The organism is Pseudomonas sp. GW823-FHT06B06 (assembly GCF_058795195.1).
In genome coordinates this window covers 97708-120685 of record NZ_JBXAHO010000004.1, presented here as the reverse complement: position 1 = coordinate 120685, position 22978 = coordinate 97708, and the positions used below count along the sequence as shown (strand labels likewise).

Here is a 22978-nt window from a genome sequence, read left to right as displayed (position 1 = left end):
CGGCAATCCTCTAGTTGACCTGGTCAGCGATGCGCTGCGGCACCGGAATCTGGATCTCCAGCAATTGCTGGGCGAAGGCCTTGCCCTGCGGATCGATCCGCAGGCTGGCGACGCCTCCGCCACCCAAAGCATTTTCCAGGAGGAAATTCAGGCTGTGGGTGGCGGGTAAATACCAACGCTCGACACGCCCGTGGATCGGGTCGAGGACATGGCTCATCCAGTCGACGATCACGGCCGGGGTCAGGGCTTCGGCGATCCACGGCAGGTACTGCGGGTCGCGGGCCATGACGCCGATATTGCTGTGATTGCCCTTGTCACCGGAGCGGGCCACCGCGAGCTTGACCAGGGCGACGCTGGCATCGGCAGGTCCCGTGGGGCGGGGTGGCTCAATCGGCACGGGCAAGTCGGCGCTGTCGAGCACATCGAGGGCGGGCAGGGCGCACGAATGGCGCTGGCCCATGAGATCAATTTCCAGCGTGCAGGCAGTTTTGTCGATCAGGAACGAAAACAAGCGGATCAGCGGATACACCGTCGGCCGGCCGCCGACGATCCCGGTCAGCCCCGGCGCCATGCCGGTGGCGGCCTGGGCGATTTCCCGGGAGAACAGGATCAATGCCTGCTTGTTCGGATGGCGCACCGCGAGCTTGATCACTACTTCGCGGCTGTCCTGGCGCTGCCCGTGGGGGCCGTACGTGGCTTCGCTGCCAAGCAGTTCAATGTTCACCTCGCTGTAGGGCGCCCAGCCGCGCTGGCTGAACATCTGTGAGGTCTTGTTGATGATCGCTTCGCTGACCCTGTGGCCCTTGGCGACCGCATCGATCCCGGCGATCAGGCAACTGGCGGTGCAACGGAAACCGTCCGGGTACGTGGCGCTGACCTTGTACTGAGCGGTGGGCGGCAAGCCTTTTGCGCCGTGCACCCGGACCGCGTTCCTGCCTTGCTGCACGAGTTTGACCTGGGTGAAATCACAGACCACGTCGGGCAGCAGGTAGGCCCGCGGGTCACCGATTTCGTAGAGCATCTGTTCGCCCACGGTCAAGGGTGTGACCAGGCCGCCGGTGCCTTCGGGTTTGCTGACGATGAACTGGCTGTCGGCGTTGACTTCGACGATGGGAAAACCGATGTGCTCGTAATCGGGCACATCGCGCCAGTCGGTGAAGTTGCCGCCGGTGCATTGCGCGCCACACTCGATGATGTGCCCGGCCAGCGCCGCCTGGGCCAGTTTGTCGTAGTCGTGCCACGACCAGCCGAACTCATGCACCAGCGCGCCGCTGACCACGGCGCTGTCGACCACGCGTCCGGTGATCACGATGTCCGCACCCAGGCGCAGGGCTTCGACGATGCCCGGCGCCCCCAGGTAGGCGTTGGTCGAGACACACATCGGCGGCAGGGGGGCGGCGCTGAACATTTCGTGAATGCCAAGGCTGCCCAGTTGTTTGATCTGCGGTTGCAAGTCATCGCCCAACAAGACAGCGATCTTCAGCGCGACGCCGGCCTTGTCGCAGGCGGCCTGCAGGGCGGCTGCACAGGCTTGAGGGTTGACCCCGCCGGCATTGCTGATGACGCGGATCTTTTGTTCGGCCAGTTGCGAGAGCAGAGGAGCGAGCACTTCGATGAAGTCGCTGGCGTACCCGGCCTGGGGATCTTTCATCCGTGCGCCGGCCATGATCGACAGGGTGATTTCAGCCAGGTAATCGAAGACCAGGTAGTCCAGGCGCCCGCCTTCGACCAGTTGCGCGGCGGCGGTCGAGGTGTCGCCCCAGAAGGCGCTGGCGCAACCGATGCGAATTGTTCTTGGCGCAGTCAACTCCATAACCACCTCCGGCAACAGTGCCTTGAGACTACCAAGCAAGCGCTTGGTTTGTAAACGGCTGAACTATCTTCTGCCCGAGCGCTTGCTTGGTCGTCGCCAGTTGCTTAAATTGCCAGCGCAACCCAATGTTTTCGCGGGGAGCGCGGCATTGGACTGATCGACTGTAGGAGAGAACGGGTGGATGAGCAAAAAGCCTTGAGCGTCATGCGCGAGTTGGTCGACAGCGGACAATTGACCGACCCGGACAGCGCCCGGGGCAAGTTGCTGCAAGTGGCGGCCCACCTGTTTCGCAACAAGGGCTATGAACGCACTACCGTGCGCGACCTGGCCGGTGCCGTGGGCATCCAGTCGGGAAGTATTTTTCATCACTTCAAGAGCAAGGACGATATCCTGCGGGCGGTGATGGAGGAGACCATTCTGTATAACACCGCGCTGATGCGTGCGGCCATCGCCGAGGCCGGCGACGTGCGCGAGCAGGTGCTGGCGCTGATCCGCTGCGAATTGCAGTCCATCATGGGCGGCAGTGGCGAGGCGATGGCGGTGCTGGTCTACGAATGGCGTTCACTGTCCGATGAGGGGCAGGCCAGGGTACTGGCGTTGCGCGATATCTATGAAGACATCTGGCTGCAGGTGCTGGGTGAAGCCAAGAGCGCCGGTTTTATCCGCGGCGATGTGTTTATCACCCGGCGTTTCCTGACTGGAGCGTTGTCCTGGACCACCACCTGGTTTCGTGCCGATGGCAACATGAACCTGGATCAACTGGCCGAGGAGGCCTTGATTCTGGTGCTGGCGGGTAAATAGTGCGTGAGTGCGGGTCGGCAGGAAACTGGCTAAGTGGTCGAAACCGCCTAGCTTCAATGCATTGATGCAGTTTCGGGGAGTGGGTTGTTTTGATGTCTTCGCCAATACGGACGGCTTCGCGACTTTTACTGGCAATACTCGCGTCGTTATCAGTCATGCCGACCCAGGCCGCACAACTGGTGCGCATCGGTGCCGCACACTTTCCTCCCTATACGGTGCGCCCGGAGTCTGGTGCCGACACCGGCCTGCTGCCGCAATTGGTCGAGGCCCTCAACAACCTGCAAAGCGACTACCGGTTCGTGTTGGTACCCACCTCCATTCCCCGCCGCTTTGGCGACTTCAAGCAAGGCCGGGTGGACATGGCGATCTTCGAGAACCCTGACTGGGGCTGGCGGGACATCCCCCACACCAGCGTCGACATGGGCCTGGAAGACGCCGAAATCTTCGTTGCGCAACGCTTGCCTCAGCGCCAGCAAAGCTACTTCAATGAGCTCGCCGGCAAGCGCCTGGCATTGTTCAGCGGGTACCACTACGAATTCGCCCACTTCAATGCCGATCCCAAGTACCTCGCCACTCACCACAATGCCACCTTGACCTATTCCCATGACAGCAACCTGCTGATGGTGCTGCGTGACCGCGCCGATGTCGCCCTGGTCACACGGTCGTACCTGAGCGACTACTTTCTGCGAAACGAGAAAGTCGCCAGTGAGTTACTGGTATCCGAGCGCGTCGACCAGATCTATCACCACTACGCCATTCTCCGCCCGACCGCGCCGATCAGCGGCGAGGCCTTCGGCAGGTTGCTGCAAGGGTTGCGCGATAATGGCCAGATGCTGAAGATTTTCGATCCGTACAAAATCGCGGTGGTGCCGGTGCCTGGCAACTGATGCACATACAGGTTTACCGCTTGTCGCTCCAATGTGTTTTGCAGTGAAAACCTGTCAACTTTGACAGTAGCCAATAACGATTGCCGAGGGTTTAGATAGCGTAATCATCTATTCCGTCGAAAGGTAATCTGTCATGGCTAAAGAGGTTGTCAAAGACGCAGCTCAACACGTCCTGCCTGTTGCGGAACATCCAATTCCGACTGTCAAGTTTGCGACGGCCAATAACACGCTGGATCCGATTTTTGCGAGGCGGGGCGTCATCGTCACCATTGCGTTTGCCAGTATGACGTCTGCTTACCAGATTCAATTGCATTGGGACGGCCCCGAAGGCCCGGGGCGACCCTCGATCCCGGTCAAGGATGGCAGTGACGACCGCTCTATCCAGATTAACGTCGCTGCTGAAGTAATCGGTGCCTGTATCGGTAAGACCGTCGAAGTTTGGTACACCGCCACCCTCAATGGCCGAACTGAACCGTCTATCAAACTTGAATTGACGGTTGAGACACTTAAACCTGAATTTTTACCGGCATCCACGTTTCTCGATGTGGATACATCCCAGGGTGCGCGCTGGCTGGACATGCGCAAGTTCGAAGACAATGCCCGGGTTGCCCTGGAACGTTGGAACTTTATCGCAGAGGGGCAGCGACTGTGGATTCTGGCGATAGGTAACGAACACCATGTCGGCAACTTCCGGTTCGAATGGGTGTTGGAAAACCACCTTGTGAAGAAATGGGAAGCCCAGGGCGGCTTTGTCTTTCTGGAGCACTTGTGTCGTGACTGGCTGGCCGGGTGTGAAGACTATTCCTCGGTAACCTTGTGCGCGGCTGTCACTTTCGACGGCGCGCCCGGAACCGCACCGGCAGATCCAACGCTTTCCTGGCTACCGGCAAATGCTCATGAGCTGAGTCGTAATACTGAAAACCTGCGGTTGGGTGAGCCGGACCTCAAACTGCTGATGCCGAGGGTACTGGAGGCCACCGAGTGCGCGGCCGACGAATGTCTGCTCAATCCGATTAACGCCACAGAGGGCGCGACAATACGCGTGGCCTATAACGGAATGCGCGATACCGATCGGGTGTGCGCTTTTTTCGAAGGAGCGCCCGGTGCCGGGACTCCATCGCTGGCCTGTGTAAGCGGAACAACAAACGGCTTTGTCGATATCCCGGTGCCGGCTTCAGCCATCAGCGCCAACTTTTGCGGCCAGGTTCGAGTGCGTTATACGGTCCAGCGCGATAGGCAGTGGCCTTCTCCGGTGCTGACACTGAAGGTGCTCAAGCTCACCGGTTTGTCTACACCAGAGGTGAGACAGGCTACGGCACGGATGTTGGACCTCAATACGTTCAATGACGATGCCGATGTGATGTTGGAATCATGGCCTTTTATCGCCGAAGGCCAGCCGACTTGGCTATGGGGGACAGGCAAGTCGGAGGATGGCACACCTTACAGCTTCGATGTGCTGATGGGGGACGCGCTGCCGGCGTGGGAGGGCGAAATAGCCGTCCGTGACTTGTTGCCGAGGCATGAGATAGAGAAACTGGCAGATTGTACCGGGCTTCAGCTGCATTTCGCGGTGAACTTCAATGGCCTGATCGATCACCCCAGTGCAGTGAAGTTTCCGTCTTTGGCCTTGTCCCTTCATCAGCAAGATCTGCACCTGATCGCCCCGACAGTACGTCAGGCGGTTGGCGAGCTGCTCAATCCGGAAAACGCCAAGGAAGGCCTTACTGTGCGGGTGGCTTACGACCGTATCAGCCCTCGTCATACGATCCAGCCTTACTGGGTACGCCCGGACGGTTACTCACTGCCGATCGAGGCCAAACCAGGCAATAGCATCGTGGGGTATGTGGACTTCGAGGTGCCTTTCAACGAGGTGATTGCCTGCATCGGCAAGACGGTGACCCTTCGTTATGACGTGACCAGCCCGTGCAAGCAGGCGACATCTCCAGACTTCAACCTGCAAATCAGCGTTCCTAAACATTGGCCGATACCGCAAGTGCTTCAGGCCACCAACGATATTCTGGACCTGCGCAACTTTGACGACGATGGCACGGTTCTGGTCGAACCCTGGAATCCCTGGATGGTTGAGGGCCAGCGTGTATGGCTCAGCTGTGCCGGTACTGACAAGGATGGCAATTGTGTTGTGCTTGATCTGATGGTTGGCGAGTTGGTGTCGGAACCGAATCTGGATGATGGCTTGACCCGGGATTTACCTCGAAAATGGCTTCAATCACTGAAGGACTTCAGCACATTCAGCCTGATCTGCAAAGTAACGCTGGATGGAAGTGAGAGTACCGACAAGGCAGTTGTACTTACACCGCGGGAGTTGACGATACGATTTGCGTTCGATGATCTCACTACGTTTGATGACGGCAACTGGAAAGATTGGGAGCGTGGTGTGGATATGCGTCCTCAGGATCTGATTTTGCAAGCGACGGGAGGGACGGGGCATCTGGTTTCCGACTCTGCTAACAAACCTGTCGGTGTGTTAATGACAAAGTACTTCGACAACTTGCAACCGCACGTCACGTATGAATTCAGTTTGTCGGTTCGAAGGAGGAATTTTTTGGCCCCCGTCCCTAGCTTGTCGCTTCGCGCGGGTTCAACGGCTGTGACTGAACATACGTTCTTTCCACATATGAGCTGGAAACCTCTTTCTGGAACCTTTGTGGCCACGCAACCTCGCATGCAACTTTGGGTAGAAAGCCATAGCTTTTCATATGATGGAAACGATTTTGATATCGATGATGTGCGTTTGAGAGAACTGTAATTTTGTTGTTCCTCTCGCAGGTGCTTCACTCCAGGTATTTGCAATCGCTGCATGTATCGACCATTGGTGTTGCACAGTTATCTGTCGTGCACGCTTAAATTTTCATCCTTGGCTCGCGTTACATCGTTTAACTGTCGACGATTACCGTGAGCCTTTCCCATGCCCAATCCGAAAGACCTGACTGTCCTGCAATTACCAACGGGCAGCAGTCTAGTAGCCGATGAAACCGAAAACCGGCTGAGCCTCAGCCTCGAAAGCCAGGCGCTGATAAATCTGCGCCTGACCCGCGACACCGAGCTGCGGCTGCAAGTGGAGGAACGCTTCGGTCTTTCTGGCAGCCAGGCTTTCTGGGCTGCCGGTTATTGGTTGTTCGCTCGCGACCCGGCCTGCCAGCGTCTGATCTGGCAACTCGATGAAACGCCGACCGAAGCCCTGCTCAGCGGCTTGCTGGTTCCTGCCGATACGGCTGGCTGCTATCGTTGCGAACGCACCCTGTTCTGGCAGTTGCCACAGCCGTGGTTGGGCGATTCGCTGACGGGCTGTTATCCACAGCAGATGGTCATCAGCGGCGGCAAGCGTCACCCACTGCGCCCACCGAAGCCGCAAGGCGAGGTTTATCGGCGTTTCGATTCCAGGCTGGGGGCGTGGATTTCCTTGCGCACAGTGGATATCGACGAGGATCTTGTGCGATTCAATCGCTGGCAGAACAGCCCTCGGGTCGCGAGTTTCTGGCAAGAGCAGGGCAGTCTCGAAGAGCATCGCGAGTACCTGGGCAAACGCCAGGACGATCCCCATACCCTGACGTTGATCGGTTGTTTCGACGATCAACCCTTTGCCTATTTCGAAGCCTACTGGGCCAAGGAAGATCGTATCGCACCCTTCTATGACGCGGATGATTACGACCGTGGCATCCATATGCTGGTGGGCGAAGAAAGTCACCGGGGTCCGCACAAGGTGGCGAGTTGGCTGACGGCGCTGGTGCATTACCTGTTTCTCGACGATCCACGGACTCGCCGGGTGGTCGCCGAGCCCCGTGCCGACAACGCGAAGATGATTGGGCACCTGCAGGGACAGGGGTTTTATTGCGAGAAGGAATTCGACTTTCCACACAAGCGCGCAGCACTGATGGTGCTGGGGCGCGAGCGTTTTTTTGATCGCTGCTCGTTGATCTGAACCGCAGGAAATCGTCCGAATGCCTCACAGGTCTCGGACGATTTCGCAGCTAGCGGTCCTGCGCTTCCTTGGCGTCCATCTCCGCATTGCGTTCGGCGACGCGTTTGCGCTGTTCATCGGTCAGCTCAACCTTGTGGGCGGTGTCGCGCAACATCATCAAACCGCCAACGATAGAGCCAATGGCAACCACCAGAATCAACCAGGCATACCAGGGCATGGGACCTCCTTGAAAGCCGGCCGGCGGGCGAGGGTTTCGCCTGTCGAACGTGCATACCACTTTGAGCGATTGGATTTCGCACTGGTTCCATTGTATGCCTGTTCTGTGTCGTTCACCCCTGTGTCGTCTGCAATGCCCCTTCGCGTGCAGGCTCGCTCCCACAGGGGTATGCGTTTTCCCAAACACTGCTAAACAGTGTGGGAGCGGGCTTGCTCGCGAAGAGGCCCGTCAAGACAACGCAGTAACAGAGCCCTAAACCCACTCTTTACGCTTTCTTTATGCCCCGCCGCACCCCTCGGTCTCGTTCCTTTACAGCCTCCCTGCCGACAATACCTCCACACGCGGCAATACGCCGTAACACGGAGAACTTCCATGAGCGTTCTGGACGGAGTGTCACTGCTGCTGGCAGTGGGACTGTTCATTTATCTGTTGGTTGCGCTGTTGCGCGCGGACCGCAACTAGGAGCGGCTATGCACAGTTATGACTATTGGCTGATCCTGGCGTTTTTCGCCCTGGTACTGGTCCCCGCACCGTTTCTCGGGCGTTTCTACTACAAGGTCATGGAAGGCCAGCGCACCTGGCTGACGCCGATCCTTGGTCCACTCGAACGTGGTTGTTATCGCCTGTCTGGCGTCGATCCCCAGGCCGAGCAGAGCTGGCAGAAGTACACCCTGGCCTTGCTCGCCTTCAACCTGGCGGGTTTTGTACTGTTGTTCGCGATCCTGCTGTTCCAGGACCACTTGCCGCTGAACCCGCAAAACCTGCCGGGCCAGGAATGGACGCAAGCGTTCAATACCGCAGTCAGCTTCATGACCAACACCAACTGGCAGTCCTACAGCGGCGAAGCGACCCTGAGCTACCTGAGCCAGATGGTCGGCCTCACCGTGCAGAACTTTGTCAGCGCTGCCACCGGTCTTGCAGTCCTGGTTGCGCTGTGCCGCGGCATCGGTCGCAAATCCACTGCATCGCTGGGCAACTTCTGGGTCGACATGACTCGCGCCACCCTGTACGGCCTGTTGCCGCTGTGCCTGCTGCTGGCGCTGTACTTGGTCTGGCAGGGCGTGCCGCAAACCTTCGCGCAATATGTGAATGCCGTGACCGTGCAGGGCATCGATCAAGTGATCCCGCTGGGGCCGGCCGCCAGCCAGATTGCGATCAAGCAACTGGGCACTAATGGCGGTGGCTTCTTTGGCGTCAACTCGGCGCATCCGTTCGAGAACCCGACGGCCTGGAGCAACCTGTTCGAAGTCGCGTCGATCATCCTGATCCCGGTGGCGCTGGTGTTCACCTTTGGCCATTACGTGAAAGACCTGCGTCAGAGCCGCGCGATCATCGCGTGCATGCTGGCGCTGTTCTTGATCGGTGGCGCGACGTCGCTGTGGGCTGAATACCAACCCAATCCGACCCTGGCCAACGTCGCCGTCGAACAGACCGCACCGCTGGAGGGCAAGGAGGCGCGTTTCGGTACCACCGCCACGGTGCTGTGGTCGGTGACCACCACGGCGGCGTCGAACGGTTCGGTCAATGGCATGCATGACAGTCTCAACCCGCTCAGCGGCATGGTTGCGCTGGTCAACATGATGGTCGGCGAAGTGATCTTCGGCGGCGTCGGCGCGGGGCTCTATGGCATGTTGCTCAACGTGCTGATCGCGGTGTTCCTTGCCGGCCTGATGATCGGCCGGACGCCGGAATACCTCGGCAAGAAACTGCAAGCCCGAGAGGTGCAGCTATTGGTGCTGACCTTGCTGGTCATGCCGATCGGCGTGCTGGTCCTCGGTGCCATTGCCGCCAGCCTGCCAGGGCCTGTGGCCTCGGTGAGCAACCCCGGCGCCCATGGTTTCAGTCAGTTGCTCTACGCCTACACCTCGGCCAGTGCCAACAACGGTTCGGCATTTGGCGGCTTCGGCGCCAATACGCCGTACCACAACCTGATGCTGGGCCTTGGCATGTTGATCGGTCGCTTCGGCTACATCCTGCCGGTGCTGGCCCTGGCCGGCAGCCTGGCGATGAAGAAGACCGCGCCGATTGGCCAGAACAGCTTCCCGACCCACGGCCCGCTGTTCGTGACCTTGCTGACCGTGACCATTTTGCTGGTGGGTGGCTTGACCTTCCTGCCGACGCTGGCGTTGGGCCCGATTGCTGAACATTTAAGCCTGGGCTTCTAAGGAGCAGATGATGAATATGCCCGCAATCAAACCGGTCGCTGCCAAGGCCCCGGAACAAGCAAGAACCGCGATCTCGGCCCTCTGGCGCCCAGCGCTGGTACAAGCTTTCGTCAAGCTCGATCCGCGACAATTGCAGCGTGCGCCGGTGATGCTGGTGGTCGAACTGACGGCGATCCTGACCACCGTGCTGTGCTTCATTCCCGACACGGCGGTGCCGACCTTCGTCGCCGCACAGATTGCCCTGTGGCTGTGGTTTACCGTGCTGTTCGCCAACTTCGCCGAGGCCCTGGCCGAAGGTCGTGGCAAGGCCCGCGCCGACAGCCTCAAGGCGGGTAGCGAAGGCTTGAGCGCCCGGCGCAGAACCAGCAACGGCAGCTTTCAAGTGGTGCCGGCCGCCAGCCTGCGCAAAGGCGATGTGGTGCGCGTCGAAGCGGGGGAGATGATCCCCGGTGACGGTGAGGTGATTGAAGGGATTGCTGCCGTCAACGAAGCGGCCATCACCGGTGAATCCGCTCCGGTGATTCGTGAATCCGGCGGCGACCGCTCGGCGGTGACCGGCAATACCCGGCTGGTGTCTGACTGGCTGTTGGTGAAGATCACCGCCAACCCCGGCGAGTCGACACTGGATCGCATGATCGCCCTGGTCGAAGGCGCCAAGCGCCAGAAAACCCCGAACGAAGTGGCGCTGGACATCCTGTTGATCGGCCTGACCCTGATCTTCCTGCTGGTGGTCGTGACTCTTCAACCGTTCGCCCACTTTGCCAATGGCAGCCTGCCGCTGGTGTTCCTGGTGGCGTTATTGGTCACGCTGATCCCGACCACCATTGGCGGTTTGTTGTCGGCCATCGGTATCGCCGGCATGGACCGCCTGGTGCGCCTGAACGTGATCGCCAAGTCCGGTCGCGCGGTGGAAGCGGCGGGGGACGTGCACGTCCTGCTGCTGGACAAGACCGGCACCATCACCTTCGGTAACCGTCGTTGCGCCGCCGTTGTTCCCGCTCCAGGCGTGACGGCCAGCGAACTGGCCGAGGGTGCCTTGTTGGCCTCTCTGGCCGATGACACGGCGGAAGGTAAATCCATCGTCGAATACCTGCGTGGCACGCAACCGCAAACGGAGCCGGCCGCCGAATTGCTGACGGCTGTACCGTTCAGCGCCGAAACCCGGCTGTCAGGTGTCGACTATCAGGGCCGCGTGTATCGCAAGGGCGCAGTGGATTCCCTGCTGGCGTTCGTCGGCTTGAAGCGAGCCGACCTGGCCGCGCCGTTGTCCCGGGAAATCGACAGGATTGCCCAGAGTGGCGGCACGCCGCTGCTGGTCTGCGCCGACGGCAAACTGCTCGGTGCGATCCACCTCAAGGACGTGGTCAAGCCCGGCATCCGCGAGCGTTTTGCCGAGCTGCGCAAGCTGGGGATCCGCACGGTCATGGTGACCGGCGACAACCCATTGACCGCTGCCGCGATCGCCGCCGAAGCGGGTGTTGACGACGTGCTGGCCGAAGCCACGCCGGAGAAAAAACTGGCGCGCATCCGGCACGAGCAGAACGACGGTCGCCTGGTTGCCATGTGCGGCGACGGCGCCAATGACGCCCCGGCCCTGGCCCAGGCGGACGTCGGCATGGCGATGAATGACGGCACGCAGGCGGCACGTGAAGCGGCCAACATGGTTGACCTCGACAGTGACCCGACCAAGCTGCTGGACGTGGTGCAGATCGGCAAGGAACTGTTGGTGACCCGCGGCGCGCTGACGACCTTTTCCATTGCCAACGACGTGGCCAAGTATTTCGCCATCCTGCCGGCGCTGTTTGCCGCGATCTACCCGCAACTGGGCGTGTTGAACGTCATGCAGCTGCACAGCCCGCAGAGCGCGATTCTCTCGGCGATCGTGTTCAACGCCCTGATCATCGTGGTGCTGATTCCCTTGGCTTTACGCGGTGTGCGCGTGCAGGCGGCGAGCGCGGCGGCGTTGCTGCGACGCAATCTGCTGATCTATGGCCTGGGCGGGATTGTGGTGCCGTTCGTGGGCATCAAGGCGATCGACATGCTGTTGACGGCGTTGCATCTGGTTTGACCGTGTGTCAGGCGTACCGCCTTCGCGAGCAGGCTCGCTCCCACAAAGGCACCTCGTTTCCTTGTGGGAGCGAGCCTGCTCGCGAAAAAGACGACACGTTGTACCTGACTGAACGCGGTACTTGTTCACCGAATTCGAGGAGTTTGAAATGTCCACAATGATACGCCCGGCCCTGAGCCTGCTGGTTTTGATGACCCTTATCACCGGTGTCGCCTATCCCCTGGTGGTCACCGGCGTGGCCCAGGTCGCCTTCCCGGATCAGGCCAATGGCAGCCTGGTGCGTGATGCCGACGGCAAGGTTCGCGGCTCATCGCTGATTGCCCAGGATTTCGTCGGCGACGCCTGGTTCCACCCGCGGCCATCGGCTGGTGCCTTTGCCACCGTATCGAGCAGCGCCAGCAACCTGTCGCCAAGCAACCCGGCCCTGGCCACTCGGGTGATCGACAACGCCAACAAGCTGCTGGTGCCAGGGCAGGGGCCGGTACCGCTGGCGCTGGTCACCACCTCTGGCAGCGGCCTCGATCCGCACTTGCCACCGGCCGCGATTGCCTATCAACTGGCGCGTGTTGCGGCGGCGCGCAACCTGCCGGTTGCGTCGCTCCAGCAACTGCTGGACGCCCACACCGAACAGCCATTGGTAGGCCCAGCGGTCGTGAATGTGCTTGAGTTGAACCTGGCGCTGGAAAAACTGTAGTCGGCGGTGACGCCATTCGCGAGCAGGCTCGCTCCCACAGGAGAATGCATTCCAAATGTGGGAGCGAGCCTGCTCGCGAAGACGGCCCCCAGGCACCACATGAATACCTGAATAAAGAGAATTGAAAGCATGAGCGACTCCGGCCGCGCCGACGCGCTATTAGCAAACCTGCCCCGTGATGGCCGTGGCCGGCTCAAGGTATTCCTCGGCGCCGCCCCCGGCGTCGGCAAGACCTACGCCATGTTGCAAGCGGCCCACACCCAATTGCGCCAAGGCGTGAAAGTCATTGCCGGAGTGGTCGAAACCCACGGCCGTTTCGAGACCGAAGCGTTGCTCAGCGGATTGCCGCAAATGCCATTGGTGCGCTCGTCATACCGTGGCGTGGAGCTCGAGGAGATGGACCTCGACGGTCTGCTTGCAGCCAAGCCCAGGCTGGTGCTGGTGGATGAACTGGCCCACACCAACGCCCCCGGCAGCCGTCACGAAAAACGCTGGCAGGACATCCAGGAACTGCTCGCCGCGGGCATCGACGTGTACACCACGGTCAACGTCCAGCATCTGGAAAGCCTGAATGACAAAGTGCGTGGCATCACGGGCGTGCAGGTGCGCGAAACCCTGCCCGACTGGGTTTTGCAGGAAGCGTACGAACTGCTGCTGATCGATTTGCCACCGCGCGAATTGCTCGAGCGTTTGCGCGACGGCAAGGTCTACGTGCCCGAGCAGGCGAGGGCCGCCATCGATGCGTATTTCTCCCAGACCAACCTCACGGCGCTGCGTGAGCTGGCCATGCAAACCGCGGCGGCCCAGATCGATAACGACCTGACCCAGGGCTATCGCCAGATGGGGCAAGCGGCGCCGACGGTGCGCGGTCGCTTGTTGGTCGGCGTCGATGGCGATGCCCAGGCCGAGCGCCTGGTGCGTCACGCCAGCCGCGTCGCCCAGCGTCGGCATCTGCCGTGGAGTCTGGTGCATGTGGATAATGGCCGCGTGCGTGACGAGCAGTCGCGGCTGCGTCTGCAAAGTGCCCAGCAACTGGCCGAACGCCTGGGCGGTGAAGTAGTGCTGCTGCGGGCCGGCGAGGTCGCCAAAACCCTGATCCAGCACGCCGCTGAACGCCGCGCCAGCCTGGTGCTGGTCGGCCAGTCGCGGCCGCGCCTGCGTCGTCGATTGTTCGGAGGCGGCCTGGCGGCGCGACTGCTGCGTAATGCCCGTGGGCTGGAAATCAACGTGCTCGACACCGAGCAGCAACAGCATCAACCAAGGCAGCGTTCGATGCAGGCACCGGTATGGTTCGACTACGCCCTGGCCGTGGTGGCGACGCTGTCGGCCACTGCCCTGGCCTGGGCAGTTGCCAGTGTGCTGCCGTTGCCGAACATCTCGCTGGTGTTTCTCGCCGCGGTGTTGCTGGTAGCGGTGCGCAGCAGTCTTGGCCCGGCCCTGGCCTGTGCGGCGTTGTCGTTCCTGACCTACGATTTTTTGTTCATTCCGCCGAATTTTTCCTTCAGCATCCAGCGCGAAGAAGACGTGCTGACCTTGCTGTTTTTCCTGCTGATGGCGGCGCTCACCGGCAACCTTGCTGCACGCCAGCGCCGGCAATTGCAGGCCCTGCGTGATACCCAGGAAGAGACCAGCGAACTGCTCGATCTGTCGCGCAAACTCACCGCTGCCACCGATCGTCAGGCCGTGGTCAACGCGGCGGCCCAGCACCTCAGCGGCTGGAGCGACCTGCAACTGTGCCTGCTCAATCGCGACGGCCAGAGCGGCTGGAAAGTCGAGATCGGTGGCCCGCTGGAGTTCACCGAAGCCGAACGCGCCGCCGCCGATTGGGCGTGGCAGCACGACCAGCCGGCGGGCGCGGGCACCGGGACCTTGCCGTTCGGTCGTTGGTGGTGGTGGCCATTGTCAGTGGAGGAGGGGCCGCTGGCGCTGCTCGGTGTGTGTGCCAAAGAAGGCCAGGCCTTGAGCGGCCAGCGTCGGCGTTTGTTGACCGCGTTGAGCCAGCCGTTGGCCCAGGCGCTGGCCCGAGCACAACTGGCCGATGACCTGGAAGCCGCGCGGCTGCACGGCGAAACCGAACAATTGCGCAGTGCCTTGCTGGCCTCGGTGTCTCATGATTTGCGTACCCCGCTGACCTCCATGCGCGGCAGTATCGATAGTCTGCTGGCCCTCGGTGAGGCCATTCCCCTGGAGGATCGCCGTGAGTTGCTGGAAGGCACCCGCGACGAAGCCGAACGCCTCGATCGCTACATTCAAAACCTGCTGGACATGACCCGCCTCGGTCACGGGGCATTGAAGCTGGCACGGGACTGGGTATCGCCGGCAGACATTGTCGGCAGTGCGCTCAATCGCCTTCGCGCGGTATTGGCCCCGTTGCAGGTCACCACCGAAGTGCCGGCGCAACTGCCGCTGTTATTCGTCCACGCGGCGCTGATCGAGCAGGCCCTGGTCAACGTGATGGAAAACGCTGCGCGTTTCTCGCCGTCCCACGGGCGCCTGCACGTGCGCGCGGGGGCCGATGACACGGAGCTGTTTTTCTCGGTAAGCGACGAAGGGCCGGGGATTCCGGAAGCGGAGCGGGAGAAGATTTTCGACATGTTCTACACCGCCGCTCGCGGCGACCGTGGTGGGCAGGGCACGGGGCTGGGGTTGGCGATCTGTCAGGGCATGGTCGGTGCCCATGGCGGGCGGATCAGCGTGGCCGACGGTATTGAAGGGCGCGGCACCTGCATCACCTTGCACTTGCCTTTGCAGGCGCAGCCGGGCTTTGAGAGTGAAGCCTGATCGTGCTTGCGTTACTCTCTTGCCACTACTTTGTGTTGATGTGAATCCATGAACCAGACCGCGACCATCCTGGTCATCGATGACGAACCGCAAATCCGTAAATTCCTGCGCATCAGCCTCGCTTCACAGGGCTACAAGGTGCTGGAGGCCGGTACCGGCACCGAAGGCCTGGCGCAAGCGGCGTTGAACAAACCGGACTTGCTGGTGCTCGACCTCGGCCTGCCGGACATGGACGGCCAGCAGGTACTGCGTGAGTTTCGCGAGTGGTCGACAGTGCCGGTGCTGGTGCTCTCGGTGCGTGCCGGTGAAGGGCAGAAAGTCGAGGCGCTGGATGGCGGTGCCAATGACTACGTGACCAAGCCCTTTGGCATCCAGGAATTCCTGGCGCGAATTCGAGCGCTATTACGCCAGGCGCCGGTGGGCGAGGCCCAGCAAGCGGCACTGGCCTTCGGCCCGCTGACGGTGGACCTGGCCTATCGGCGGGTATTGCTCGATGGTAGCGAAGTCGCGCTGACCCGCAAGGAATACGCAGTGCTGGCGCAACTGGCACGGCATCCCGGACGAGTCATCACCCAGCAACAACTGCTCAAGGACATCTGGGGGCCGACCCATACTGAAGACACGCATTACTTGCGGATCGTGGTGGGGCACTTGCGCCAGAAACTGGCGGACGACCCGATGCAACCGCGGTTCATCGTGACCGAGGCGGGGGTGGGGTATCGGTTACTCGATTCATGATCGTTCCCACGCTCTGCGTGGGAACGCCGTCATGGACGCTCCGCGTCCGCTATTGAGTTCGTGACGCGGAGCGTCACAGGATGCATTCCCACGCAGAGCGTGGGAACGATCGTTGTTTCAGGAATCTCGCTCACTCTCATACCGATCCAGCGTATCGCGCGCAATCTCGCGTCCCAGCGCGATCAACTCCGGCGCCTTGTAGAACTCGAAAAACCGGCACACCCGCTTCGGCACGTTGATCAGGATGTCCGGCGGATACCCGGCAATCTTGTATTGCGCCAAGGAGGTCTGCATGACCTCGAAACTCTGGTTGATCAAATCCAGCAGGGACGCCGGCCCCACGTTGTCGATGATGAACGACCCGGTGGCGGACTTCGGCGCACCGTCCCGTTCAGGCGCGGCCGCGGGTTGCTGGGCTTCAGGTTCGGCCGACTCGACCCAGGGGTTGATCTCTGCCGCTTCGGCCATCAACGCTTCCTTCTCCAGCAGCAGCAATTGTTCGGCCTGCTTGCGCCGGAACGGCAACTTCGAGCCCAGGGAACTGATCAGGCTGTCAAAGCGGGTCTTGAAGGCAGCTGGGCGCTGGATCACCGGTAACTGGTAGTGACGCTGGTTGGTGGAGTTGAGGTTGACCGCGATGATCAGATCGCAATGGCTCGACACCACCGGCACGATCGGCAAGGGGTTGAGGATACCGCCATCGACCAGCATGCGATTGCCCTGCATCACCGGGGTAAACAGACTGGGAATCGCCGCCGAGGCACGCATGGCCTGGTGCAGGCAGCCCTCCTGGAACCAGATTTCCTGCTGGTTGGTCAGGTCGGTGGCCACTGCGGTATAGGGGATGCGCAGGTCTTCGATATTGATTTCGCCAACGATCTTGCGGATTTGCCCGAAGACCTTTTCCCCGCGGATGGCCCCGAGGCGAAAACTGACGTCCACCAGGCGCAGTACGTCGAGGTAATCCAGGCTCTCGATCCAGTCCCGATAATCATCGAGTTTGCCAGCGGCGTAGATCCCGCCAACCACCGCGCCCATGGAGCAACCGGCGATACAGGCGATATCGTAGCCTCGCCGTTCAATTTCCTGGATGACGCCTATATGGGCATAGCCCCGGGCTCCACCCGAGCCCAACACCAGTGCGACACGCTTTTTCATTGATCGCCCTCGTTTGAATCGTTCAACAATGCACCCAACGAGGGGGGCGCTTCAATCGACAGGTCGTTCGGCCGCGTGAATGGGTCGTTTTTTCGACACTCCATGGCGGCGGATGGGTATTCTCTCCCCGTTGGGTTAACGTTGCCGACGGACGGCACTTTTTGTCCGCCAGACCGTCCTACCTGCATGACTGTTTACCTATTTTAGAGGTGTAAGAAATGAAAGCCTGGATCTGTGTGCCACTGATTGCCCTGGCGCTGGCCGGTTGTGCCGGCAAAACCGCTTATCGCGACAGCTGCGGCAGCCAGCTCGATGCCGCCTGGCGTGAGTTGGACCTGGCAAAGGCCGAAGGTTTCGCCGGAACCGTCAGCTACTCCAAGGCTTTATCGCTGCTGACCGCAGCCAAGACCCAGCAACAATTCGAAGGCTTCGAGGGATGCGCGAAGAAGGCCGAAAAGGCGCGTTTCTATATTCGTGAGTCGCGCGCGGGGAGATAGGCTGGAAAGCAGCTATAAGTTATAAGCTGCAAGCCACAAGTCGGTTCGCTTGCAGCTTGCAGCTTACAGCCGTTTACGGAGTAAACCATGATCGATAGGTTGGTGGCCCGGGTCTTAGGCTTGGAAATTCGTCTATTGGCCTGTCAGGCACGCTTGAGTGCCCACACCGATCCTGAGGCATTGCACGAGTTGCGTACCACGGTGCGCCGGTTGCGCAGCCTGCTGCGGCCGTTGCGCGGGTTGCCCGGAGTCGAGCAGCTGGAAGCGGCGGCGTCCGAAGTTGGCGACTTGACCACGCCATTGCGTGATCGTGAGGTGTTGGCTGCCTACTTGCTCGAAAACGATCAAGTGCAAGCCGCGCAGCGGCGCATGGTGCAAATGGCCAAGGCTTATCCTGCGGTGGCGACCAGTACGGAGTTTAAGCAGCTGCTGTTGATCCTCGATGCCTTTCCGCGATTCCTGCGCGCTGCTCAGCGCCAGGGTTTGCTCAAGGGGCTGGACAAGCGCATCGAAAAACGCCTGGGCAAACAGTGGAAGAAACTCGACACCGCCTTGCACGATCCGGCCCATGACCGCCATCGTTTGCGCTTGCTGATCAAGCGCGTACGTTATGGCATCGACGCTTACCCCGAACTGGATCGCCTGCCCAAGGCCGCCATGCCCCGACTGAAATCTGCCCAAGGGGCCTTGGGGGACTGGCACGACTGTGTGCAATGGCTGGCGATGGCCGAGCAGGAAGCGGATTTGCAGCCTTGTGTCGCCGTTTGGCAAGCCACCATGGCCAAGGCCGAACAGCGTGCCGACCGGGTGCTGGAAAAACTCAGCAAGGCCTGTTTCAAATCCTGAACCCACCACGACCCCTGTAGGAGCTGCCGCAGGCTGCGATCTTTTGATCTTTGTTTTTAAAATCAAAAGATCGCAGCCTGCGGCAGCTCCTACACAGGCGCAGGCGGCTTATCTGTCAGTCAATTTGACCGGAATAGGCACTGTACAGCCCCAGTGAGCTGGTTAAGATTCCTTCATCCGTTTCCTGCCTTGAGGTCTTCATGCGCTTTTGCGATTTGCTCGACGCTGTTCGCCGTCAACCACTGGAACTGTCGATCCCGCCCGGATGGGCGCAAGGCCGAGCCAGTTTCGGCGGCCTGGTGGCTGCCTTGCAGTACGAAGCCATGCGCGCCAAGGTGCCAGCGGACCGGCCGGTACGCTCACTGGCAATCACCTTTGTCGGCCCGGTCGAACCCGACGTGCCGGTCAGTTTTGAAGTTGATGTATTGCGCGAGGGCAAGGCGGTCAGCCAGGTGTTGGGCCGCGCGATGCAGAGGGGGCAGGTCGTCACGCTGGTTCAGGGCAGCTTCGGCGCCTCGCGTCCATCGGAAGTGGCGGTGCAAGCGTTGCCGGCGCCAGAGATGAAGCATTGGGACGACTGTCAGGAACTGCCTTTCATCGAGGGCGTGCTCCCGCAATTCATGCAGCACCTGGCAATGCGCTGGAGTGTTGGCGGGTTGCCATTCAGCGGCAATACATCGCGTCAAATGGGCGGCTGGGTGCGCTTGCGGGGTGATGTGAAGGAGGAGTCGGTCACCGAAGCGCACATCCTGGCGCTGGTGGATGCCTGGCCACCGGCCCTGATGCCGTTTCTGAAGAAGCCGGCGATGTGCAGCACGCTGACCTGGACCATCGAATTCGTCCAGCCATTGCTGGCACTAAGCACCCTGGACTGGTGCAAATACCTGGTTGAAACCGAGCATGCCGCCGACGGCTACGGCCATGCCGCGGCGAAGCTGTGGGATGTGGAGGGGCGGTTGATTGCCATGAGCCGGCAGACGGTGACGGTGTTCGGCTGATCAATGACGACGGTGGCGCTCGCGCCAGGCGCGCCACCAGCCGCCGCTGAGGACGTATCGCGGGAAGGTCAGGAACTGCTCGACCAGCAAGCGTGAAACCGCATCTTTGCGATCACTGAATGGCTCGGAGGCTTGCGCCTCCAGGGTATGGCCGTGACGTTGCAGACCCAAGGCGGCAATCACACCGATGACGCCGATGGCGAAATTCGCCAGGTTCAGGCCGAATACCCCGCAGGCGATCAGCAGGAAGGCGACAATGAACAGTGGCACGGCAATCAGGTGCAACACCAGGTTGGTCGGGTGTTGGTGATTGTTCGGGTACGCACGCCATTGCCAGGCGGGAAGGTTGGGGTGACGTTTACCCATGATGCTTATCCTCGATCCTTGTTGAACTCATGAATCAAGGATAGGCCCGGTAGATGCGGGCGGCGAATCAAGCTTGGCTATCGAAGCGATAGGGGTCATGTCCACCCTCGATGTTATAGCTTGAGCTGCCCGATCGCCGTGCTCAACTCGCCGGCCAACACCGCCAGTTCATCACTGGTTGTAGCCGAGCTGACGGTCTGGCGCACCGTATTTTCGGTCACATCGCGGATGCTCACCACCGCCCGGTTCATCTCTTCGGCCACCTGGCTTTGTTGCTCGGCCGCCACGGCGATCTGGGTGTTGCTTTCGCGCATCTGCGCCACTGCCCCGGTAATCTGCGCCAACGCGGCCCCAGCCTCCTGGGCTTGCTGTACGCATTCATCGGCCTTGAATGAACTCTCCTGCATGAAGTCCACCGCATCGCGAGTACCTGATTGCAAGGCGGACACCATCACGGTGATTTCATCGGTGGAGGTTTGGACGCGCTTGGCCAGGTTGCGCACTTCATCGGCGACCACCGCAAACCCCCGGCCCATTTCGCCGGCCCGGGCCGCTTCGATTGCCGCGTTCAGCGCCAGCAGATTGGTCTGCTCGGCAATGCTGTGAATCACGTTGACCACACCGTTGATCTTCTTGCTGTCCTCGGCGAGGCGCTGGATCATCTCGGCGGTCTGCTGCACCCCGGTAGACAGTCCGGCAATCGATCGCTGTACCCGCATGACCACTTCCTGCCCGCTGCCGGCCAAGGTGTCGGCAGATTGCGAAAGGTCTCGGGTGGCACCGGCGTGCTGGGCGATGTGATAGACGGTGGCGGTCATTTCATTGATGGCCGTTGCCGCCTGATCGGTTTCGCTCTGCTGGCCAAGCATGCCATGACGCACTTCATTCATGTTCGATGCCAGGCGTGCGGCACCTTCGTCCAGTTGTCGGACGGTGCTGGCGACGGTGCTGACCACGCCTTGGTAACCGGCCTGCATGGCGTTGAAAGCGTTGGCCATCTGCCCGACTTCGTCGCTGCAAGTCAGCGGGACACGGGCCGACAAGTCGCCAGTTTTTTCAACGTGGAGCATCACGTCTTTCAGGGTATTGAGTTGACTGAGCAAAAAGCGAATCAACAACTGTGAGGCACCGAGCATTGCCAGCATCAGGATAAACACCGCCAGCGCATAATTGACAACACGTTCGCTGAACACCTGGCCCAGGCTTGGGCCATGGGCAATCAAGGCGACCCGCTGGCCGTCCGTGCGGGTGAAGACTTCGGCGCCGATCGGCGGGTTGTCACCGAAATATGGCAGCGCGTCGAACTCGACCCAGCCGGTGGCATCGGCCAGTGCCTGCAGCGGCTGTCCGTCCAGCCGCGGTGCCTGGCCGTGATCGAAGGTCAGCAGGTTCCCGGCCCTGGGCAGCGGCTGCCCGGCAGGCCAGGCTTCGAGCAATCGCGCCTGGGCCTGGGCCGATTCCTGGGCGGCATGGCTGCGGGCTTGTTGTTCGAGCTGCACGGCATAAAACACCAGCAGTAGCGTGGTGACGAAAGCGACGGCGTTCACCGCCCAGAATTTGTACTTCAGCGAGATATTGCTAAGCCAGGCACCCATGGAGGTCTTCTCTGATAGCGGAAACAGTTTTGGCAAGGTGCCATTATTGTGCCGCTATTGTTGGGCTGAACGCTTGATGCAGGTCAAGATTGCGAGGCTTGCTTGCAAGACGCCATCGCAGGGCGTAATGCGCTATCCTGCGCGCCCTGAAAATTTACCAGCTACAGGATCCGCCCCCATGAAAGCCGCCCTCATCGAACTCATCAGCAACATCAGCTCCGGGTGCATGGCCGATGACGAAATCGAGAAAGTCGCTGATGAAGCGGCCCAGGCTTATGCTGATCCAGCGGCTTTCCTGAGCGCCAACCCGGACATCAACTACGACGACAGCTTCCCGATCCCGCTGGGTGAGTGGGTCGTGGTTGGCAGCCTGCCCGATACCGTGCTGTTTCAGGCCGACACCTATGTGGACCTGTTTGCCCAGATCGTCGCCTCGTTCGGCCCCGGGGTAGAGTTCAATCTCAAGCCCAAGCAGTTGGCCAGGACCGAAGCCCTGACCGCACTGAATCGCATCCAGGTGCAGATGAGCAGCCTGAACAAGGAAAACGGTGGCTACACGCTGATGAACTTCAGCCAATTGCTGGACGATGAACTGCAAGTGGTGCTGGTCTACGGCAATGCCGTGCCTCGGGTGCTCGAACTGTGCGCGCAAGTCGGCATCGCCGCTGCGCCATCGCTGGAAGCCTTGAAAGTGGCGATCCACGTCTGAACCGGTAAAGCTGTCAAAAAAAGGGAACCCTGTTCACGGCGGGCTATCCTAAGAGGGCATATCACTCTTCAGGAGCGTCATCATGGGTTCCACGTTCAATAGCCTGGTTGGCTTGATCATTCTTGCCCTGGATATCTGGGCAATCATCAACGTGCTGAAAAGTGGCGCCGAGACCGGAATGAAAATCTTCTGGGTGCTGTTGATCCTGTTGCTGCCGGTTCTGGGCCTGATCATCTGGGCCATTGCGGGCCCACGAGGAAATGTGCGCATCTGAAGCGAAACACTCGCCGGAACATTGCCCGGCGCCCGAGGTCGAGATAGGTGTAAGCCCATCCATGGGTTTTATCGAGGAGGCACCGATGCAAAGGTGGAAAGTCACTTTCGTGGATGATCATGGTGAAGTAATCGATGAAGAATTCGAGTGCGAGGAGTGCCCGAGTCACGAAGAGGCCGCCAAACTCATCAAGGCGCGATTGCTTCCCGTGGCCGCCGAACTGGATCTGAACGACTATGAGGGCCGCACCCCGGATGCAGGCGTCAAAAGCCTGAAGGCCCAGAACAGTATTGAAATTCGCAGCATCACCCCCGTCTGAACCTCTTCTCGTTATCGACTACAGCAGAACCAGGCCTTGGCAGCGGCTCTATCTTGGGGCTACTCTGCAAGCGAGATCAGCGAATGGATCGCTAAGGTCTGGTCTTGTCAGC

Annotated in this window: 21 protein-coding genes; 16 read left to right on the top strand and 5 right to left on the bottom strand. The window is 60.5% G+C overall.

The features are described 5' to 3' along the window. Positions 1 to 10: 10 nt before the first annotated feature. Positions 11 to 1813 carry an acyclic terpene utilization AtuA family protein gene (locus AC1Q8Q_RS04960; RefSeq protein ID WP_492614870.1) on the bottom strand — a complete coding sequence of 601 codons (1803 nt, stop codon included), beginning with the start codon at positions 1811 to 1813 and terminating at the stop codon, positions 11 to 13. A gap of 177 nt (positions 1814 to 1990) precedes the next feature. Here AC1Q8Q_RS04960 and AC1Q8Q_RS04955 point away from each other — a divergent pair, with 177 nt between their 5' ends. From AC1Q8Q_RS04955 to AC1Q8Q_RS04940, 4 genes are all read left to right on the top strand, one after another. Next, on the top strand, positions 1991 to 2614 hold the full coding sequence (locus tag AC1Q8Q_RS04955; protein ID WP_020796137.1) for a TetR/AcrR family transcriptional regulator: 624 nt from the start codon (positions 1991 to 1993) through the stop codon (positions 2612 to 2614). Positions 2615 to 2706: 92 nt separating this feature from the next. Beyond that, positions 2707 to 3501 (top strand): substrate-binding periplasmic protein, encoded by a 795-nt coding sequence (locus AC1Q8Q_RS04950; RefSeq protein ID WP_492614869.1) that lies wholly within the window; start codon positions 2707 to 2709, stop codon positions 3499 to 3501. A gap of 133 nt (positions 3502 to 3634) precedes the next feature. Beyond that, a complete protein-coding gene (locus AC1Q8Q_RS04945; protein ID WP_492614868.1) occupies positions 3635 to 6268 on the top strand; it encodes a hypothetical protein in 2634 nt (877 codons plus the stop codon). 159 nt (positions 6269 to 6427) lie between these two features. Next, a complete protein-coding gene (locus AC1Q8Q_RS04940) occupies positions 6428 to 7441 on the top strand; it encodes a GNAT family N-acetyltransferase (protein WP_492614867.1) in 1014 nt (337 codons plus the stop codon). 49 nt (positions 7442 to 7490) lie between these two features. On the opposite strand, the gene AC1Q8Q_RS04935 is transcribed toward AC1Q8Q_RS04940, so the two are convergent. Further along, on the bottom strand, positions 7491 to 7658 hold the full coding sequence (locus AC1Q8Q_RS04935) for a DUF2897 family protein (protein WP_020796133.1): 168 nt from the start codon (positions 7656 to 7658) through the stop codon (positions 7491 to 7493). Positions 7659 to 8030: 372 nt separating this feature from the next. Here AC1Q8Q_RS04935 and kdpF point away from each other — a divergent pair, with 372 nt between their 5' ends. The 6 genes from kdpF (at position 8031) to AC1Q8Q_RS04905 (ending at position 16104) form a co-directional block, all read left to right on the top strand. Beyond that, positions 8031 to 8120, top strand: a complete 90-nt coding sequence (gene kdpF, locus AC1Q8Q_RS04930; protein ID WP_007899818.1) for a K(+)-transporting ATPase subunit F — start codon at positions 8031 to 8033, stop codon at positions 8118 to 8120. Positions 8121 to 8128: 8 nt separating this feature from the next. Then, complete coding sequence (gene kdpA / locus AC1Q8Q_RS04925; protein ID WP_020796132.1) at positions 8129 to 9823, top strand: potassium-transporting ATPase subunit KdpA; 1695 nt, start codon at positions 8129 to 8131, stop codon at positions 9821 to 9823. A 10-nt stretch (positions 9824 to 9833) separates the two neighbouring features. After that, on the top strand, positions 9834 to 11891 hold the full coding sequence (kdpB, locus tag AC1Q8Q_RS04920; protein ID WP_020796131.1) for a potassium-transporting ATPase subunit KdpB: 2058 nt from the start codon (positions 9834 to 9836) through the stop codon (positions 11889 to 11891). A gap of 148 nt (positions 11892 to 12039) precedes the next feature. Continuing rightward, positions 12040 to 12585 (top strand): potassium-transporting ATPase subunit KdpC, encoded by a 546-nt coding sequence (gene kdpC, locus AC1Q8Q_RS04915; RefSeq protein WP_492614866.1) that lies wholly within the window; start codon positions 12040 to 12042, stop codon positions 12583 to 12585. 129 nt (positions 12586 to 12714) lie between these two features. After that, on the top strand, positions 12715 to 15366 hold the full coding sequence (locus AC1Q8Q_RS04910; protein ID WP_168758743.1) for a DUF4118 domain-containing protein: 2652 nt from the start codon (positions 12715 to 12717) through the stop codon (positions 15364 to 15366). A 48-nt stretch (positions 15367 to 15414) separates the two neighbouring features. Beyond that, complete coding sequence (locus AC1Q8Q_RS04905) at positions 15415 to 16104, top strand: response regulator (RefSeq protein WP_020796128.1); 690 nt, start codon at positions 15415 to 15417, stop codon at positions 16102 to 16104. 117 nt (positions 16105 to 16221) lie between these two features. Here AC1Q8Q_RS04905 and AC1Q8Q_RS04900 read toward each other — a convergent pair whose 3' ends face one another. Then, entirely contained in the window at positions 16222 to 17262 is a 1041-nt protein-coding gene (locus tag AC1Q8Q_RS04900) for a patatin-like phospholipase family protein (RefSeq protein WP_033042534.1), read from the bottom strand. 218 nt (positions 17263 to 17480) lie between these two features. Between AC1Q8Q_RS04900 and AC1Q8Q_RS04895 the strand changes: the two genes are divergently transcribed. From AC1Q8Q_RS04895 to AC1Q8Q_RS04885, 3 genes are all read left to right on the top strand, one after another. After that, positions 17481 to 17759: a hypothetical protein gene (locus AC1Q8Q_RS04895; protein WP_020796126.1), complete on the top strand. Its 279-nt coding sequence runs from the start codon at positions 17481 to 17483 to the stop codon at positions 17757 to 17759. A gap of 87 nt (positions 17760 to 17846) precedes the next feature. Beyond that, complete coding sequence (locus AC1Q8Q_RS04890; protein WP_020796125.1) at positions 17847 to 18605, top strand: CHAD domain-containing protein; 759 nt, start codon at positions 17847 to 17849, stop codon at positions 18603 to 18605. Between the two features lie 200 nt (positions 18606 to 18805). Continuing rightward, on the top strand, positions 18806 to 19603 hold the full coding sequence (locus tag AC1Q8Q_RS04885) for an acyl-CoA thioesterase (RefSeq protein ID WP_492614865.1): 798 nt from the start codon (positions 18806 to 18808) through the stop codon (positions 19601 to 19603). Here the strand turns inward: AC1Q8Q_RS04885 and AC1Q8Q_RS04880 are convergent, their stop codons facing one another. Both AC1Q8Q_RS04880 and AC1Q8Q_RS04875 read right to left on the bottom strand, forming a co-directional pair. After that, positions 19604 to 19969, bottom strand: a complete 366-nt coding sequence (locus AC1Q8Q_RS04880) for a DUF962 domain-containing protein (protein ID WP_020796123.1) — start codon at positions 19967 to 19969, stop codon at positions 19604 to 19606. It abuts the gene before it with no gap. A 113-nt stretch (positions 19970 to 20082) separates the two neighbouring features. Beyond that, positions 20083 to 21564, bottom strand: a complete 1482-nt coding sequence (locus AC1Q8Q_RS04875; RefSeq protein WP_492614864.1) for a methyl-accepting chemotaxis protein — start codon at positions 21562 to 21564, stop codon at positions 20083 to 20085. Between the two features lie 178 nt (positions 21565 to 21742). Between AC1Q8Q_RS04875 and AC1Q8Q_RS04870 the strand changes: the two genes are divergently transcribed. The 3 genes from AC1Q8Q_RS04870 to AC1Q8Q_RS04860 all read left to right on the top strand — a co-directional run bounded on the left by AC1Q8Q_RS04870 (position 21743) and on the right by AC1Q8Q_RS04860 (position 22866). After that, positions 21743 to 22273 carry a hypothetical protein gene (locus AC1Q8Q_RS04870; protein WP_020796121.1) on the top strand — a complete coding sequence of 177 codons (531 nt, stop codon included), beginning with the start codon at positions 21743 to 21745 and terminating at the stop codon, positions 22271 to 22273. 82 nt (positions 22274 to 22355) lie between these two features. Continuing rightward, positions 22356 to 22547 carry a PLDc N-terminal domain-containing protein gene (locus AC1Q8Q_RS04865; protein WP_020796120.1) on the top strand — a complete coding sequence of 64 codons (192 nt, stop codon included), beginning with the start codon at positions 22356 to 22358 and terminating at the stop codon, positions 22545 to 22547. Positions 22548 to 22632: 85 nt separating this feature from the next. Continuing rightward, positions 22633 to 22866, top strand: a complete 234-nt coding sequence (locus tag AC1Q8Q_RS04860; RefSeq protein ID WP_033043848.1) for a hypothetical protein — start codon at positions 22633 to 22635, stop codon at positions 22864 to 22866. Positions 22867 to 22978 lie beyond the last annotated feature (112 nt).

What these genes read in the sequence shown, in the direction of transcription:
- AC1Q8Q_RS04910 (WP_168758743.1), top strand. Translation starts at nt 12,715, where the DNA reads ATGAGCGACTCCGGCCGCGCCGACGCGCTATTAGCAAACCTGCCCCGT.
- AC1Q8Q_RS04900 (WP_033042534.1), bottom strand. Translation starts at nt 17,262, where the DNA reads ATGAAAAAGCGTGTCGCACTGGTGTTGGGCTCGGGTGGAGCCCGGGGC.
- AC1Q8Q_RS04880 (WP_020796123.1), bottom strand. Translation starts at nt 19,969, where the DNA reads ATGGGTAAACGTCACCCCAACCTTCCCGCCTGGCAATGGCGTGCGTAC.
- AC1Q8Q_RS04875 (WP_492614864.1), bottom strand. Translation starts at nt 21,564, where the DNA reads ATGGGTGCCTGGCTTAGCAATATCTCGCTGAAGTACAAATTCTGGGCG.
- kdpF (WP_007899818.1), top strand. Translation starts at nt 8,031, where the DNA reads ATGAGCGTTCTGGACGGAGTGTCACTGCTGCTGGCAGTGGGACTGTTC.
- kdpA (WP_020796132.1), top strand. Translation starts at nt 8,129, where the DNA reads ATGCACAGTTATGACTATTGGCTGATCCTGGCGTTTTTCGCCCTGGTA.
- AC1Q8Q_RS04860 (WP_033043848.1), top strand. Translation starts at nt 22,633, where the DNA reads ATGCAAAGGTGGAAAGTCACTTTCGTGGATGATCATGGTGAAGTAATC.
- kdpC (WP_492614866.1), top strand. Translation starts at nt 12,040, where the DNA reads ATGTCCACAATGATACGCCCGGCCCTGAGCCTGCTGGTTTTGATGACC.
- AC1Q8Q_RS04945 (WP_492614868.1), top strand. Translation starts at nt 3,635, where the DNA reads ATGGCTAAAGAGGTTGTCAAAGACGCAGCTCAACACGTCCTGCCTGTT.
- AC1Q8Q_RS04940 (WP_492614867.1), top strand. Translation starts at nt 6,428, where the DNA reads ATGCCCAATCCGAAAGACCTGACTGTCCTGCAATTACCAACGGGCAGC.
- AC1Q8Q_RS04885 (WP_492614865.1), top strand. Translation starts at nt 18,806, where the DNA reads ATGCGCTTTTGCGATTTGCTCGACGCTGTTCGCCGTCAACCACTGGAA.
- AC1Q8Q_RS04935 (WP_020796133.1), bottom strand. Translation starts at nt 7,658, where the DNA reads ATGCCCTGGTATGCCTGGTTGATTCTGGTGGTTGCCATTGGCTCTATC.
- kdpB (WP_020796131.1), top strand. Translation starts at nt 9,834, where the DNA reads ATGAATATGCCCGCAATCAAACCGGTCGCTGCCAAGGCCCCGGAACAA.
- AC1Q8Q_RS04905 (WP_020796128.1), top strand. Translation starts at nt 15,415, where the DNA reads ATGAACCAGACCGCGACCATCCTGGTCATCGATGACGAACCGCAAATC.
- AC1Q8Q_RS04950 (WP_492614869.1), top strand. Translation starts at nt 2,707, where the DNA reads ATGTCTTCGCCAATACGGACGGCTTCGCGACTTTTACTGGCAATACTC.
- AC1Q8Q_RS04865 (WP_020796120.1), top strand. Translation starts at nt 22,356, where the DNA reads ATGGGTTCCACGTTCAATAGCCTGGTTGGCTTGATCATTCTTGCCCTG.
- AC1Q8Q_RS04960 (WP_492614870.1), bottom strand. Translation starts at nt 1,813, where the DNA reads ATGGAGTTGACTGCGCCAAGAACAATTCGCATCGGTTGCGCCAGCGCC.
- AC1Q8Q_RS04870 (WP_020796121.1), top strand. Translation starts at nt 21,743, where the DNA reads ATGAAAGCCGCCCTCATCGAACTCATCAGCAACATCAGCTCCGGGTGC.
- AC1Q8Q_RS04895 (WP_020796126.1), top strand. Translation starts at nt 17,481, where the DNA reads ATGAAAGCCTGGATCTGTGTGCCACTGATTGCCCTGGCGCTGGCCGGT.
- AC1Q8Q_RS04890 (WP_020796125.1), top strand. Translation starts at nt 17,847, where the DNA reads ATGATCGATAGGTTGGTGGCCCGGGTCTTAGGCTTGGAAATTCGTCTA.